The following is a 14,224-nucleotide window of genomic DNA, read 5'->3' on the forward strand; positions in this document are numbered from 1 at the left end:
CGCTAAAGCTGGAGCCGCTGAACATAGCCCGTGAGTTCGAGATAGCCGCGTCCTAGCGGTTTTCCTGTGGGTTTCGCAGCGGTGTTTGCCTTGCCCGTGCTCGCCGCGTCCGCGGCAAACGCCGTCACCGCGCCCTCCCAGTACACCGCGCCGGTGGTCGCGCGGCTGTCGAACTCCTGATCGTCCATGAGCGGCACCAGCGTCAGATGCACGTCCTGCGCATCGACGCGCATCGCCACCGGATACCGTGCGCCGGTATGCGGCGAACGCCACTGGCGCAGCGGCGTGAAGCGAATGCTATCGGGCGTGAGCGTATGTGTGGTTCCATCGGCGGCGCGCAGCGTGCCGCCTGCCCAGAACTTGCCGCCGGCCTTGTCGCGGATCTGCAAGGCCATCAGTGCGCCGCCGTCATCGAAGTTGATGCCGATCCAGTCCCAGCCGACCGCGCCATCCGCGAGCGGCGCCGACGACCATTCGTGATCGAGCCACGCCTGCCCTCGCACGTGCGCGGCGTTCCTGTTCGAATCATCGCCGCGCTTGAGCACACCGTCGACTTGCAGCCACGGTACGCTGTAGTAGTAGCTCGCTTCGTCCGGCAGCGGACCTTTGCGGCTGTACCCGCCCGCGCCGTTGACGAGCACCGGCTGCGTCTGCGCCAAGGTGAAGGCGAACGCAAAGCCAGGCGTGGCGATGTTCAGGCGGTAGCGGCCGTCCGCGTTGCGCTCGAGCGACCAGTCGTCGATGTGTACCGCCGTGTCCGTCTCGCTCGCATCGGCAAGACCAAAGCCGCGGCGCGCAATGCGCTGGTCGTGCTGCAGGCTGCCCGCATGCGGATCGCTGAGCGCCACGTTGGCGAACAGCAGTTGATCCGGCGCGAAGCGGCTCGGGTTCGCATCGTCGAGCGCGGGGCGCGAGCGGAAGAAGGTCGCTTCGAAGCCCAGCGATGCATCGGTAGCCGTGGCCGCGTCAGAATCCGTTTGCAGCCAGCCGGTCACGTACCACCATTCGGTGCGATAGCTCGAATGCGCGCCATAGTCGCGCGGGAACACGAGCGGCTGTCCGCTCGTCACCGCGGGATAGTCCGGCATGCGCGCCCACGCAGCGCCTGGCGACAGCGCGGCGAGCGGCGATAAGAGGAACATGCGCCGTCTCATCGCGTCACCAGTCGTCGCGCACGGCGCGCACTGCATCGACCGACATCGCGGCGCGCGAACTCAGGAGCGCCGTGAGCGCGGCGGCCACGACGACTGCAGAAGCCAGCGCGGCCAGCAGTCCCCACGGCATATGCACGCTCATCGTCCAGTGAAACGACTGCGGGTTGACGACATGCACGAGCACCATCGCGAGACTCAGGCCCAGCGTCAAGCCGGCAAGCACGCCGAGCAGCGCAACGAGCGCGCCCTCCATCGCGAGCATGAGCGCGATCTGGCGGCGCGTCACGCCGATATGCCGCAGCATGCCGAACTCGCGCGTGCGGGCAAGCGCCTGCGACCCGAAGCTCGCGCCGACGCCGAACAGACCGATGATCACCGCCACCGCTTCCAGCAGATACGTCACGGCGAAGCTGCGGTCGAAGATCCGCAGGCTCGCCGCGCGGATCTCGCCGGGCTGCGCGAACTCGAGACGCTGCCCGCCGTGCACGCTCTCGCGCAAGCGTGCCATCGCTTGCGCCGGCGCCACGCCCGCGTCGAGCCACAAGGCGGCATCGCTCACGCGTGTGTCGCGAGTCAGCCGTCGATAGTCGCTCGCGTCGATCACGATGGCGCCGAACTGGCGTGCATAGTCGCGCCAGATGCCGGCCACCGTGAACGGCAAGCGCTGGCCCGCCAGCGGCAGCGTGATGCGCTGGCCCGTGTGCATCCCGTACAGATCGGCAGCCGCCTCGCTGATCCACACCGGCGGCGGCTCGCCGGCTTGAGGCACACGGGGCGCCGTCGTCAGCGGCAGGCGCGCGGCGGGGTTACGCGCATCGATGGGCCGCGCGAGCAGGCTCACGGGCGGCAGGCGAGCGTCGAGCGAGATTTGCGTCGCGCGCAGAAACTCGGCGCGCGCGATGCCGGGCGTGGCGGCGATGACCGCCTGATCGCCAGGCGAAAGAAACGCGCTATCGCCGCCCGGCGAAGCGCGCAGATAGAGCGGCGCGGGCAGCAGCAACTGCAGCCAGTCGTCGACCGCCACGCGAAAACTCGACACCATGATCGCCATCGCCGTCATCAGGCTGAAGCTCGTGACGATGCCCGCGAGCCCAATCGTCGCGCGGCCGGGCGCGTTGGCGAGCTGCGCCAGCACGAGCTGCGGCAAGGCATGATTCGAGCGCGGCAGCACGGCGAATATGGCGCGCGCGAGCGCCGGCATCGCCAGCACGCCGCCCAGCAACAACAGCGCGATGGAAACATAGCCGAACACCGGCAAGCCGGCCACGGGCGGCAATAGCGCGGTGACGAGCCCGGCCGCGATCGCGAGCAGCGCCGCCGTGACCGTGCGCTTCGTACGCAGCCGGGCGGCCGGCGCTTCCTCGTCGCCCGCCTTCAGCGCCCGCGCGGGTCGCGCCTTCGCGGCTTCGAGCGCCGGCGCGAGACTGCCGAGCACCGACGCGGCCATCCCCAGCGCAAAGAATATCGCCGCGGGCATCGCATCGAAATGCACGCGCGGCTGCACCCCTTCGAAATAGCCCCCGCCCAGATCGCCGCCCGCATAGCGCAGCACGGCGGCCGCGAGCGCGAAGCCGATGGCGAGGCCCGCCGCCGCGCCGAGCACGCCGAGAATCGCGCCCTCGGAGACGACGAGCCACAGCACGCCACGCTGCGTCACGCCGATTGCGCGCAACAGCGCAAACTGCGCACGGCGCCGCAGTACGGCGAGCGCCTGCATCGTGAAGACGAGGAACGCCCCCGTGAACAGCGCAACGAGCGCGAGCACGTTGAGATTCGCGCGATACGCACGCGAGAGCATCGAGGTGCGCTGGGCGTTGTCGCCCGGCGTGACGGCGGCGACACCCGCGGGCAGGCGCGACGCGAGCGAATGCGCGAACACTTCGGCATCGACGCCAGGCATGAGCTTGATGTCGATGCGCTCGAGCGTGCCGAGCCGCTGCAAGCGCCATTGCGCGGCGCCGATGTCCATCACGCCGACGCGCACCGCATCACCCGATGCGGGCAACACGCCCGCGACACGCAGCGCGACCGAAGCGAGCCCGACCTGCACCATGAGCGAGTCGCCGGGCTTGAGCGCGAGCCAGCTTAGCGCGGCAGGCGAGAGAAATACGGTGTCGGGATCGAGCAGATCGAGCGTGGCGGCCTTCGCGCCATTCGCGCCATGCGTGCCATGCGTGCCGCTCGCGCCGTTCGTGCGATCGGCCCGCTCCACGCGTCCGACGAGATTCGGCGTGACATACCCTGCGCGAAACACATCGACGCCGAGCAGCTTCAACGACTCGTCGCGCCCCGCCACGCGCGCGTCGACCTCGACCACCGGGCTGGCCGCGGCAACCTCGGGCAAGCGGGCAATGCGCGGGTAGAGCGCTTCATCGAAGCCCGCGCGCGGGCCGCGCAATTCGATATCGGCGTTGCCCATCAGCGAGTTGACGGTGGCCGACAGCTCGTTGAGCGCCGCGCGATTGATCAACTGCACGGCGTAGCCCATCGCGACGCCCGCCGCGATCGCGAGAATGCCGATCAGCGTGCGCAGCGGATGCGCGCGCATTTCACCGGCGATGAGCGCCGCGCCGACGCCGCCAGCGGGCATGCGATCGCCCGGGCAACGCGATGCAGCAGCGTCGCGCGATGAACCCACGGCGCCGAACCAGCGCATCGCCTACGCGCCGCCGGCGCCGGGCGCGTACGGCTCGAGCCCGGCGGGCGTGAGCCGCAGCACGCGGTCGGCGGCAGCCGCCACGGCGGTCGAGTGCGTCGCGAGCAGCACGCCCGCGCCGTTCTTCTGCGCCAGTTCGCGCAGCAGCGCGAGAATGCGCGTCGCCGTGTCGTGATCGAGATTGCCGGTGGGCTCGTCGGCCAGCACAAGACGCGGCTGATGCACGAGCGCGCGCGCGATCGCCACTCGCTGCAACTCGCCGCCCGACAATTCGCGCGGCAGCGCGCGCTCGCGCCCGCCGAGCCCGACGGCCTGCAGCACGGACGACACGCGCACCGGCACGTCTTTCGCCCGCATGCCGTTCAGGAGCAGCGGCAGCGCGATGTTCTGCGCCGCCGAGAGGTTCGGTAGCACATGGAACGCCTGGAACACGAAGCCCATCTTCTGGCGGCGCTGCAGGGTGGCCGCGTCGTCGTCGAGTGTACCGAGGTCGTGTCCGTCGAAGACGATCTGTCCCGCGTCCGGTCGGTCGAGCCCGGCCGCGAGATTGAGCAGCGTCGATTTTCCGGCGCCCGATTCGCCCATGATTGCGACGCATTCACCCGAGCGCAGCTCGAGATTCACGCCGCGCAGCACGTTGCGCGGCGTGGTGCCGTCATAGTGCTTCGATACGTTGGCGAGCGTCAGCATCATGTCGAACCAAACGCAGCGCCAGTCAGGCGGGCCCCATGTCCTGCTGCGGCGACGTCGCGGTCGTGCCCGGACGGCGCAGCATCTTGTCGACCTCGCCCGCGTGCAGCTCCTCGACCTGGATCATCTGGCGCGCGTACTCCTCGAGCGCAACCGAGCGGTCTGCCACGAGCGAAAGCAGCTCGCGGTAAAGGCCGAGCGCGATCTGTTCGGCCTCGAGCGATTCGCGCAGGATGGCCCCGATATCGAAGGTATGGGAATCGAGCAGCGGACCGATGGCGAGCGACGGATACGCGCCGAGCGTCGTGATCCATTCGCCAGCCTGCTGCGCATGCAGGAGCGACTCGTCCGCCTGCTGCCGCAGCCACGAGACGATCGGAATGCGGCCGAAGCCGAACACCAGGAACGAATAGTGCGTGTAGCGCACAACGCCCGCCAGCTCGGATTCGAGGATCTTGTTCAGCACGGCGACGACGGGCTCCTTCTCGATCTCAGTCATGTTGCCTCCCATGCACGACAAGTAAGCGGTGGGGACTGTTCATAACACCTCCGTCTCGCAGAAATCTTGCAGAAAGCGTGTGCAAGCGCACTGACGAATTCGATTGTTGCACTTATCGCGGTTTGCCGCTGCAGTCGACCAACCGTGCATCGAGCAGGCGCGCAAGCGCCAGGCCGCCTTCGCGCATGATCGAATCGTGATTCCAGCGGAATACCAGCCGCGCGAGGGGCGCGAGTGCGACCGCGCTCATCCACGCACTGGCCGTCCTGACGTGCCAATCGTAGCGCACCACCGTGCGGCCGCCGTCGGCCGCGAACTGCCAGCGCCCCACGCCCTCCAGCGCGCCGCTGGCCTCGCCCTCGAGGGCGATGAGCGGCGCGACGCGCGTGACACGCACGTCGATGATCACGCGATAAGGCAGCACGCCTTTCCACGTGTAACGATGCACGGCACCGAGCCCGTCGGTCTCGCCCGCCCGCAACTCGCGTACCGCTTCGACGTTCTTCCACCACCTCGGCCAGTTCATCGCATCGTGGATCGCGTCCCATACCGGCTGCACCGGCGCCTCGATGCACCACAAGGTGGTCAGACGGAATTCCGCCATCGTACGTTTCCTCCTTGTCCGCGCCAGGGCCGAGCCTGCATTGCGCGATGCGAAGCCGTGCTCCAGAATGACTCATCTTCCACATTCGAGTATAGGAGGGGGCAATGACGCTCCCAGACCGGGATTTCGTGGCCGTCGCACAGGCACGCTTCGATGCGCTCGCAAACTATGAGGTCACGTTGAAATCGACATCGGCGGGAGCGGAAACGGTCGAGGTGCTCTATGGCTACCGAAAGCCCGGCTTCGTCCGGATGGACTTCATCCGGCCGCACGGCGGCGCGACGCTCACCTTCAACCCGGAATCGGGCAAGGTCAAGCTCTGGCCGTTCGGTATCGACACGTTTCCGAGGCTCACGCTGAGTCCCGACAATCACATGATTCAGGGCCCGCAGGGTCATCGCGTCGACGAGTCCGATCTCGGCGCGCTGCTGGTCAATGTCCGTGCGCTGCAGGAGCATGGGGACACCCAGGTCGTCGGCGCCGAAACGATCGGCGCGCACCAGGCGGCGCATGTGATCGTGACGTGCCGGCCCGGGCACTTCGTGAGCGGCGTGTTCCGTTATGAGTTATGGTTCGATTTGAGCCATGAGCTGCCCATCAAGGTCGTGAGCGAGAGCGAGTCACGCGAGCCGATCGAAACGGTGCTGATGGAAAACCTGCGCGTCGACGTGCCGGATTCGCAGCTCAGGCCGTTCGGCTAGTCGCGCGAGCGATCACTGGCATTGGGGATGTCACTTAATCCTCAGGTTAATCAAGGCGTAAACATGACATCCTAGAATGCTTCAACCGCTTAGGATGCCAAATAACCAGCCTGCCCAAGCGTGCGCGACGAGCAAGCTATCGTCGGAAAACATACGTCTGATCCCCCAATCGTTGCTAACGCAGTCAATCGCGAATCCGTCGACGGAATCTACCGTGAGCGCCCCGCTCGCCTGCGAACAGGAAGCGGCGGCGCTCTGCCCGAAAGGTATTCCCCGTTTGCTGGGTCGAAGGGACATGGCATGTTCAGAAACTTTATCGAGTTCGCAAGACAGGTGCGACGCAGCGAAGACTTCAAGAACGCGCTCAATACGCCCGCCCGCCTGTCCCTGCATGCGAAGCAGCGCCTCAACCGTGGCCACTTCGTCATAGAGATTCGCGCAAATTCGGGCTTCTTTTCCGTCATGCAGATCGTCCTGTGCATCCTCCTGTACTGCGACGAAAAGCATTTGACGCCCGTTATTTCGGCGCGCGGCGGCAGCTATGGCGACGCGCAAGGCAAAATCGACTGGCTAGCCGAATACTTTGAAAACCTCGCACCGTCCGCCCTGCCGGACGACGCGAGGGCGGGTTTGCGAACGTCGATCGTGCGCGATCTCGGCGATCTGGGCTTTCGCCGTTACGAAGCCGGCCTCGGGCTCGCGCGGGCAAGTACGGTATTCCTGTCGAACTTTCGGCCAGGCGAAGCGATCCGGCAGGAAGTCGCGCGCATCAGCGAGCGGCTCGAGATTGGCGCCTCGACGCTGGGCGTCCATTTTCGCGGCACGGACAAAAAGTTCGAGGCCCATACGATCGACTGGAGTGGGTTTTGCCGCATGGTCGAGAGAACCCTTGCGGACGATCACCGGCTCACGAACATCTTCGTCTCCAGCGACGAGCAGGCCTTCCTCGACTTCTTCCAGAAGTGGGGCTTCGCCGTGCCCGTCAACGTCGCGCCTGCCACGCTGCTCGCGAGCGGCGAGAAGCCCGTGCACTTCAGCGGACATCCCGGACTCGCCATCGGCCGCGAAGCCCTGGTCGCGAGCCTGCTACTCGCAAACTGCGGCCATTTGATCAAGACGCCCTCCTATCTCTCGGCGTGGTCGAAGATCTTCAATCCGTCGCTGCGGGTGAGGCTCGTCGTGCCGCCCCGCAACAACGCCTTCTGGTTTCCCGATAGCCAGATCTGGACCGAACAGACGAGGCGCGACAACGACCTCGTGAATCCTGAAGTCGAAGACGCGGCCTTCGACTCGCCGTTTACGGCAACCGCGACGACGCCAAACGCGGGAGCCCTTCCCCGGCCTATCGACCTCTGAAGACGTATCATCAAAGCCAGAACGCAGGGCGCGTGCAACTGCGAGCATCGTCATGGACTGGCTGGCCAATACCGTTCTCGTACTACATGCACTGGTCGTACTCTTCATCGTCGGCGGCCTGGTCGCGATCTGGGTGGGCGCCTGGCTCGAGCGCGGTTGGGTGCGCAACCGCGTGTTCCGGCTCACGCATCTCCTAGCGATAGGGCTCGTCGCGCTTCTTGCCGTCCTCGACATCCCGTGTCCCCTCACGGTGCTCGAGGACTGGCTGCGTACCGGGCACGCCGGGCCGCAGGGCTTCATCCAGCGCTGGGTCAGCGACTTGCTGTACTACGACTTGCCCGGCTGGGTATTCGCGACAGCTTATGCAGGATTCCTGCTGATCGTGGCAATCACCTGGTTTCGTGTCCCGCCGCGTTCGTGACGGCAACAGCGCGTAGATCTTTCGGCGTGTAACGACACTGGCGGGACACCGCCTGTTTTCTCTGGCGCCTCGCATTCCGAACAGCGAATCTTGCCTCCACAGCGTATGCGCGTCGCATAATAGCGCTATCCGCGCGCCTCTCGACACGCACGCTCACGCGCTTCATGCGCCGTCAGTTTGCTGACGTCCGGGTTCGCCTCGCCGCCATGGCGTGGAGGTTTTCAAATGACTCAGGGCAGCTACGACATCGTGATCGCGGGCGGCGGTCTCGGCGGCGCAACGCTTGGCCGTGCACTGGCAGGCGCCGGCGTGCGCACGCTCATCGTCGAACGCGAGACGGCGTTCAGGGACCGCGTGCGCGGCGAGGGCATGATGCCTTGGGGTGTCGTCGAAGCCCGCGCGCTCGGCATCGACCGGCTGCTCTGCGATGACGGCGCGCACGTGGTCCCGTTCTGGCGGCGCTACAGCGGACTGGTGCCGGCCGAGTCCCGCAACCTCGCGGAGACCACCCCCGGGCACACCGCGTGTCTGGACTTCTATCATCCGTCGATGCAGCGCACGCTGCTCGACGCGGCCGAATCCTCGGGGGCCATCGTGCTGCGCGGCGCCGAGGTCGTGCGCGTCGATCCGGGCGACGCCCCGGGCAAGCCGCCGGTCGTCGAGATTCGCTCGGATGGCGGTACCCATCGGGTGAAAGCGCGGCTCGTGGTGGGCGCCGACGGACGCCGGTCGACGGTGCGCAGATTAGCCGGCTTCACGCTCAACCAGGATCCCGGGCGGCTGGTCGTGGCGGGGGTGCTCTACGAGGGGCTCGATACGCCGGAAGATTCAGTCCACCACTTCCAGTGTCCCGCGTTGGGACAGGCCGCATTGATCTTTCCGATCGGGCAGCAGCGGTTCCGGTCGTACTTCGTCTCGTGGGTCGGGCAGCGCGCGCACCCCATCAGCGGTAGCGGGCATGTCCGCGAGTTCCTCGACGCCTGCGTCGACACGGGCGTGCCGCGCGACTGGTTCGAACGCGCGAGTGTCGTTGGCCCGCTCGCGGCGTATCCCGGCGCGGACATCTGGGTCGAGCATCCCTGCATCGGCAGCGTGGTGCTGATCGGCGATGCAGCGGCGGCCAGCGACCCGTCATGGGGATGCGGGCTGTCGTTGACGCTGCGTGACGTCAGGGTGCTGCTTGACCGTCTGCTCGCCAACGATGACTGGGAAGCCGCCGCGCACGCGTACGCCTTCGAGCACGATCGCTATTACGGCGCCCTGCACCGCGTACTGGACTGGCTCACCCAGCTGCTGTACGAACGCGGCGCGAGCGCCGACGAGCGCCGCGCCCGCATCCTGCCGTGTTTCGCCATGGAGCCCGATCGCGCACCCGATCTGCCGGGGCTCGGCCCGGAGACGCCATCGGACGAAGAGGCTCGCCGGCGGCTCTTCGTCGAGGATCGTTTTTTGCCGCCAGGCTGATCTCGCGACGCATGTTCAATGTCACGCACGGAAGCGTGCCAGCGACGCTTACGCGGCACTGTTCGCGATCCTCGCCTTCAACGCCTCGATGACGGCGCGCACCTTGCCCGACGGGTAGCTCGTCGGCGCGAACACGGCCTGCACGCTCAAAGGCACCCCGGACCATTCGGGCAGCAAGCGGACCAGCGCGCCGGACGCAAGATCCGCGCGGGTCGAGAAGTCGGTCAGCGCGGCGAAGCCGCCACCTGCGAGGACCGCCGCGCGCGCGGACGTCGCCGTGTTCACACTCAGCGCATTCACGCAGCGCACGCGGCGCACGGCTTTGTCGTGGCTGACGCGGCCCGTCGCGAGGCGCCCGGCTTCGCGCGTCAACTCGAGCGTCGACGGATGCCGCAGCACGCTCATCGCGATATGCGGCAAGGACGCCAATCCGTTCAGCGACCTCGGCATGCCGTGCCGCGCAACGAACGCGGGGCTCGCGACCAGCCAGCGCACGTAGCTGCCGAGTTTCACCGTGCGGTAGTTCGAGTCCGGCAGATTGCCGAGCCGCACGGCCAGATCGATCCCCTCGCCGATCAGGTCGACGTAGTGATCGGCGCAAACCAGTTCGATGTCGAGTTCCGGATAGACGGCGCGCAGATCGACGAGCGCGGGCGCGACGATCTGCGCGCCGTAGTCGACAGGCGCGCTCACCCGCAGGGCGCCGCGCGCGGGCGTGGCCTCGTCCGAGACGGCCGCGAGCGCCTCTTCCGTCATCTGCAGGATACGGCAGCTGGCGTCGTAGAACGCGCGGCCTGCATCGGTCACGGAGAGCTGACGCGTGGTGCGCGTGATCAGGCTCGCGCCGATCTCGCGTTCGAGGCGCTGCATGTGCGCGCTGACCATCGTCTTGGCGATGCCGAGCCGCTCGGCCGCGGCGGTCAGCGAGCCCGCTTCGACCACGGCGACGAACACCGCCAGCCGGTTCAGATTCACGTCGCGTACGTCGGTCATCGGCGATTGTCCACTTTCGATAGAAAATGAATGCAAGCTTAGCAGTCTTCTCGCGCGCGCAGCCATTGCCTATTCTGAACGCTCACTGACGCTTCATCCCGAGGCGCTTTCGTTATGGAGAATGCGATGCCCGCTGCCCGTCCCGCCACGCCGATCCGCTTGTACACCATGCTGCTATCCGGCCACGGACACCGCGTCCGGCTGTTCCTGTCCATGCTGGACCTGCCGTTCGAGATCGTGCCGGTGGATCTCGCCGCAGGCGAACACCGCCAGCCCGAGTATTTGAAGCTCAATCCCTTCGGCCAGGTCCCGACCATCGTCGACGGCGACACGGTGTTGTTCGATTCGAACGCGATTCTCGTCTATCTGGCGAAGCGTTACGGCGATCCGTCGTGGCTGCCCGACGACCCGCTCGGTGCGGCTGCCGTGCAACGCTGGTTGTCGCTCGCAGCCGGTCCGATCGCGTTCGGCCCGTGCGCCGCACGCCTCGTCCATGTATTCAAGCGCGATCTCGATCTGGCGCGTGCCCAGCAAATCGCGCAAACGCTGCTGCCGCTGCTCGATGCCGAACTCGCGCACAAGCCGTTCGCCGCGGGCGAGCACGTGACCATCGCCGATATTGCCGCGCATACCTACATCGCGCATGCACCGGAAGGCGGCGTGTCGCTGGAGCCGTATCCGCATCTGCGCGCATGGCTCGACCGCGTGGCCGCGTTGCCGGGCTTCGTGCCGATGCCATCGACGAAAGCGGGCCTGCTCGCCGCCTGAACGGCACCTGCGCGCCGCCAACCCGAGACCGTCATGACCGCTCTCCCCGAACTGAATCCGTACCGCGCCGCCGGGCCGTTTCACGACGGCGAGCGCGAGGCCCAATTGCGCGCGGGCGTGGCCGACGTTGCGCTCGAAAACGGCTCGCGCGGCATCCGCGACTACATGCCGGATCAGCATCGCGCGTTCTTCGCGATGCTGCCGTTCATGGTGTTCGGCGGCGTCGACGCAAACGGTCAGCCCTGGGCCACGCTGCGTGCGAACACGGCGGGCTTCGTGTCGACGCCGGACAGCCGCACGCTGCGCATCGACGGCGGCGCGCTGCCGGGCGATCCGCTCGAAGGGAGCTGGGCGCCGGGCGCGCGTATCGGCGGGCTCGGCATCCAACCGCATACGCGGCGGCGCAACCGCGTGAATGGCGTGATCGAAGCAGTCGATGGCGGCGTGGTGACGCTCGCCGTCGAGCAGAGCTTTGGCAACTGCGCGAAGTACATCAATGGACGGGAACCGGCTTTCGCCGGCAATGCGCCAGCACGCGCCACAGTCGAACGTGCGGACGCACTCTCGGAGGAAGACCGCGCGCTGATCGCGCACGCCGACGTATTTTTCATCGCCACCGCCAATCTCGACGATGCAGCGGGAGCGGCGGGCGGCGCCGACGTGTCGCACCGCGGCGGCATGCCGGGCTTCGTGCGGATCGACGACGCGCGCACGCTGACTGCGCCCGACTTCAGCGGCAACAAGTTTTTCAACACGATCGGCAACCTGCTGCGCGATCCGCGCGCGGGATTGCTGTTCGTCGACTTTGCGCGCGGCGATCTGTTGTATCTGGCGGTACGCGGCGAGGTGATCTGGGACGGTGCCGAAATCGCGCAATTCCCGCTGGCACAGCGGCTGGTGCGCTTTCATGTGGCTGCAGTGCGCCGCGTGCGGGACGCGTTGCCGTTGCGGTGGTCGGCGGTCGACTATGCGCCGCAGTTCGCGCAGGCTTCGACGGAATCCTCGCCAGCCGCTGCACCGAAGAACGCCGACACGCGCCCGTGGCGCACGCTGCGCGTCGCCGAGGTGCGCGACGAGTCTCCGACGATCCGCTCGTTCCATTTCGAAGCGGTGGACGGCGAACCACTCGCCCCGTTCGAAGCGGGACAGTACCTTCCGCTGCGCATCGCCATGCCTGGCTCGGACAAGCCGCTCATGCGCACCTATACGCTCTCCGCGGCGCACGATGCCGCGCATCCGGCGCGCTACCGGATCAGCGTGAAGCGCGACGGCGCGGCGTCGCGCCGGCTGCATGAACACGCACGCATCGGCGCGCTGATCGACACGCTGGCGCCGCGCGGATCGTTCACGCTCGATGCACGCAGCCCGCGCGCGATTGTGCTGGCGGCGGCAGGCATCGGCATCACGCCGATGCTGGCGATGCTCGACGCGGCGCTCACGCTCGAACCGCAACGCCGCATACACGTGTTTCATGGGACGCGCGGCGAGCACGAAAGGCCGTTCGCAGCGGCGCTGCGGGAGATCGAACGCGCGCATCCGAACGTCTCAGTGCATCTGTACGACAGCGCCGCGCAGCACGACTCGCCCGATGAAGACCGGCTCGCGGGCCGCGTGAACATCGATGCGTTGCGTCGCTTCCTGCCGTTCGACGACTACGACTTCTATCTGTGCGGCCCCGAAGCGTTCATGCGCGATCTGTACCAGGGGCTGCGCGCGCTGAATATTGCGGACGAGCGGATCCGTTTCGAGGCGTTCGGGCCATCGAGCCTGAAGCGTGCGCCCGATCACGCGCCCGTTGCGAGCGAGGCAACGCCAGCCAGACCGGTGACCTTCGCCCGCACGGCGCAAACGGTGCAATGGCAGCCGCAGCAGGGCTCGCTGCTCGAAACCGCAGAGCGCTGCGGCACCGACGCGGTGTCCAGCTGCCGCTCCGGCATGTGCGGGACCTGCGCCACGCGCGTGCTCGATGGCAGCGTGGAATACGACGAACCGCCCGAGTTCGACGCCGAGCCGGGGTACGCGCTGATCTGCATCGGGCATCCGGCAGCGGGCGGCGTGACGCTGGATCTCTAGCCGCCATGCTCGCTGCACGCGCGACCAGCGTCAGCTCGGCGCGCGCAGAAATCGCATGACTTCGTCGTTGAACCTCTGCAGGAGAACGCACCGATGATTTATTCAGGCAACACGCCAGCTGCGCCGGCGCATCAAGACGTTCTGGCCATCTTGCTGCGCAGCTGGCCAGCCGAAAGCCACAAGGCAGAGATCAGAAAGTAGACGGCGCCGACCGCTGCATAGCCCGCCACTTTGTCGATCGCAGAGGCCAGAGGCGCGCCGCCCTGCACGATGAAAAACACCCCTGCCAATGCCGATTGAGCACCGCTTAGTATCATCGCCCATTGCGCGCCGAAGCGTTTCCAGCGACGCACGGCGGTGCCGAGCTGAAGCAACCCGGCAAGAATGGCCCACACGCCAAACACGCCCAGCACCCCGTGCGCGCCCAGCTTCAACGCCACCATCACGGCGACCGTCGTCAAGATGCTGATGCCGACGTTGACGACCTGTGTACGGTTTTCCTCCGCCCCGCCGCTGCGCAACATGTCGAGATAGTTGGCCACGGCATCCCACGCCGGATAGACGACGAGCAGCGCCGCGATTCTGGCCGGCGAATGCTGGCCGAGCGAGAATGCCAGTGCGACCCAGGCGGCGGAAAACGCGGTCCGCACAAAGTAATACTGCTTGAGCCAGCTCGCTTCGCGAGTGAGCGTGATATCTGCGTGTCGATCAGCCATGGCAACTCCTGAACAGTTCGTGACAACGGTGCAAAGGATCGCACTCGCCTCGTTTTTGCGGCATCGGTCGAATGACCGACCCTCGCGGGGTCGAATGGCGTTGTGACGTATAGTGATCGAACGCCTGAC

The 14,224-nt window shown here is 66.9% G+C and carries 13 protein-coding genes; 6 read left to right on the forward strand and 7 right to left on the reverse strand.

Going from position 1 to position 14,224, the window contains the following annotated elements; all coding sequences use genetic code 11:
• Positions 1-2: 2 nt before the first annotated feature.
• From AB4Y40_RS12310 to AB4Y40_RS12330, 5 genes are all read right to left on the reverse strand, one after another.
• On the reverse strand, positions 3-1,142 hold the full coding sequence (locus AB4Y40_RS12310; protein WP_368687902.1) for a lipocalin-like domain-containing protein: 1,140 nt from the start codon (positions 1,140-1,142) through the stop codon (positions 3-5).
• Between the two features lie 16 nt (positions 1,143-1,158).
• The gene (locus tag AB4Y40_RS12315; protein ID WP_368687903.1) at positions 1,159-3,744 is read right to left on the reverse strand and encodes an FtsX-like permease family protein; all 2,586 of its coding nucleotides are present in this window, start codon (positions 3,742-3,744) and stop codon (positions 1,159-1,161) included.
• A 69-nt stretch (positions 3,745-3,813) separates the two neighbouring features.
• Positions 3,814-4,500, reverse strand: a complete 687-nt coding sequence (locus AB4Y40_RS12320) for an ABC transporter ATP-binding protein (protein WP_368688088.1) — start codon at positions 4,498-4,500, stop codon at positions 3,814-3,816.
• A 25-nt stretch (positions 4,501-4,525) separates the two neighbouring features.
• Positions 4,526-4,999, reverse strand: coding sequence for a bacterioferritin (locus AB4Y40_RS12325; RefSeq protein ID WP_368687904.1), 474 nt, complete (start codon positions 4,997-4,999; stop codon positions 4,526-4,528).
• Positions 5,000-5,111: 112 nt separating this feature from the next.
• The gene (locus tag AB4Y40_RS12330; protein WP_368687905.1) at positions 5,112-5,603 is read right to left on the reverse strand and encodes an SRPBCC family protein; all 492 of its coding nucleotides are present in this window, start codon (positions 5,601-5,603) and stop codon (positions 5,112-5,114) included.
• 104 nt (positions 5,604-5,707) lie between these two features.
• On the opposite strand from AB4Y40_RS12330, the gene AB4Y40_RS12335 reads away from it, so the two are divergent.
• The 4 genes from AB4Y40_RS12335 to AB4Y40_RS12350 all read left to right on the forward strand — a co-directional run bounded on the left by AB4Y40_RS12335 (position 5,708) and on the right by AB4Y40_RS12350 (position 9,545).
• Positions 5,708-6,304 carry a DUF1571 domain-containing protein gene (locus AB4Y40_RS12335; protein WP_368687906.1) on the forward strand — a complete coding sequence of 199 codons (597 nt, stop codon included), beginning with the start codon at positions 5,708-5,710 and terminating at the stop codon, positions 6,302-6,304.
• A 300-nt stretch (positions 6,305-6,604) separates the two neighbouring features.
• Complete coding sequence (locus AB4Y40_RS12340) at positions 6,605-7,660, forward strand: hypothetical protein (protein ID WP_368687907.1); 1,056 nt, start codon at positions 6,605-6,607, stop codon at positions 7,658-7,660.
• Positions 7,661-7,712: 52 nt separating this feature from the next.
• On the forward strand, positions 7,713-8,081 hold the full coding sequence (locus tag AB4Y40_RS12345) for a DUF2784 domain-containing protein (protein ID WP_368687908.1): 369 nt from the start codon (positions 7,713-7,715) through the stop codon (positions 8,079-8,081).
• A gap of 225 nt (positions 8,082-8,306) precedes the next feature.
• On the forward strand, positions 8,307-9,545 hold the full coding sequence (locus tag AB4Y40_RS12350; RefSeq protein ID WP_368687909.1) for an FAD-dependent oxidoreductase: 1,239 nt from the start codon (positions 8,307-8,309) through the stop codon (positions 9,543-9,545).
• Positions 9,546-9,593: 48 nt separating this feature from the next.
• Here the strand turns inward: AB4Y40_RS12350 and AB4Y40_RS12355 are convergent, their stop codons facing one another.
• Positions 9,594-10,538 (reverse strand): LysR family transcriptional regulator, encoded by a 945-nt coding sequence (locus AB4Y40_RS12355; protein WP_368687910.1) that lies wholly within the window; start codon positions 10,536-10,538, stop codon positions 9,594-9,596.
• A 126-nt stretch (positions 10,539-10,664) separates the two neighbouring features.
• Between AB4Y40_RS12355 and AB4Y40_RS12360 the strand changes: the two genes are divergently transcribed.
• Together AB4Y40_RS12360 and AB4Y40_RS12365 are read left to right on the forward strand one after the other, a co-directional pair.
• A complete protein-coding gene (locus tag AB4Y40_RS12360; RefSeq protein WP_368687911.1) occupies positions 10,665-11,306 on the forward strand; it encodes a glutathione S-transferase family protein in 642 nt (213 codons plus the stop codon).
• A gap of 33 nt (positions 11,307-11,339) precedes the next feature.
• Positions 11,340-13,379, forward strand: a complete 2,040-nt coding sequence (locus tag AB4Y40_RS12365) for a pyridoxamine 5'-phosphate oxidase family protein (RefSeq protein WP_368687912.1) — start codon at positions 11,340-11,342, stop codon at positions 13,377-13,379.
• 131 nt (positions 13,380-13,510) lie between these two features.
• On the opposite strand, the gene AB4Y40_RS12370 is transcribed toward AB4Y40_RS12365, so the two are convergent.
• Entirely contained in the window at positions 13,511-14,095 is a 585-nt protein-coding gene (locus AB4Y40_RS12370; RefSeq protein WP_368687913.1) for a DUF308 domain-containing protein, read from the reverse strand.
• Between the last annotated feature and the right edge of the window lie 129 nt (positions 14,096-14,224).

The organism is Paraburkholderia sp. EG287B (genome assembly GCF_040965595.1).
Lineage (GTDB): Bacteria > Pseudomonadota > Gammaproteobacteria > Burkholderiales > Burkholderiaceae > Paraburkholderia.

What these genes read in the sequence shown, in the direction of transcription:
- AB4Y40_RS12335 (WP_368687906.1), top strand. Translation starts at nt 5,708, where the DNA reads ATGACGCTCCCAGACCGGGATTTCGTGGCCGTCGCACAGGCACGCTTC.
- AB4Y40_RS12355 (WP_368687910.1), bottom strand. Translation starts at nt 10,538, where the DNA reads ATGACCGACGTACGCGACGTGAATCTGAACCGGCTGGCGGTGTTCGTC.
- AB4Y40_RS12350 (WP_368687909.1), top strand. Translation starts at nt 8,307, where the DNA reads ATGACTCAGGGCAGCTACGACATCGTGATCGCGGGCGGCGGTCTCGGC.
- AB4Y40_RS12370 (WP_368687913.1), bottom strand. Translation starts at nt 14,095, where the DNA reads ATGGCTGATCGACACGCAGATATCACGCTCACTCGCGAAGCGAGCTGG.
- AB4Y40_RS12365 (WP_368687912.1), top strand. Translation starts at nt 11,340, where the DNA reads ATGACCGCTCTCCCCGAACTGAATCCGTACCGCGCCGCCGGGCCGTTT.
- AB4Y40_RS12340 (WP_368687907.1), top strand. Translation starts at nt 6,605, where the DNA reads ATGTTCAGAAACTTTATCGAGTTCGCAAGACAGGTGCGACGCAGCGAA.
- AB4Y40_RS12315 (WP_368687903.1), bottom strand. Translation starts at nt 3,744, where the DNA reads ATGCCCGCTGGCGGCGTCGGCGCGGCGCTCATCGCCGGTGAAATGCGC.
- AB4Y40_RS12320 (WP_368688088.1), bottom strand. Translation starts at nt 4,500, where the DNA reads ATGCTGACGCTCGCCAACGTATCGAAGCACTATGACGGCACCACGCCG.
- AB4Y40_RS12345 (WP_368687908.1), top strand. Translation starts at nt 7,713, where the DNA reads ATGGACTGGCTGGCCAATACCGTTCTCGTACTACATGCACTGGTCGTA.
- AB4Y40_RS12310 (WP_368687902.1), bottom strand. Translation starts at nt 1,142, where the DNA reads ATGTTCCTCTTATCGCCGCTCGCCGCGCTGTCGCCAGGCGCTGCGTGG.
- AB4Y40_RS12330 (WP_368687905.1), bottom strand. Translation starts at nt 5,603, where the DNA reads ATGGCGGAATTCCGTCTGACCACCTTGTGGTGCATCGAGGCGCCGGTG.
- AB4Y40_RS12360 (WP_368687911.1), top strand. Translation starts at nt 10,665, where the DNA reads ATGCCCGCTGCCCGTCCCGCCACGCCGATCCGCTTGTACACCATGCTG.
- AB4Y40_RS12325 (WP_368687904.1), bottom strand. Translation starts at nt 4,999, where the DNA reads ATGACTGAGATCGAGAAGGAGCCCGTCGTCGCCGTGCTGAACAAGATC.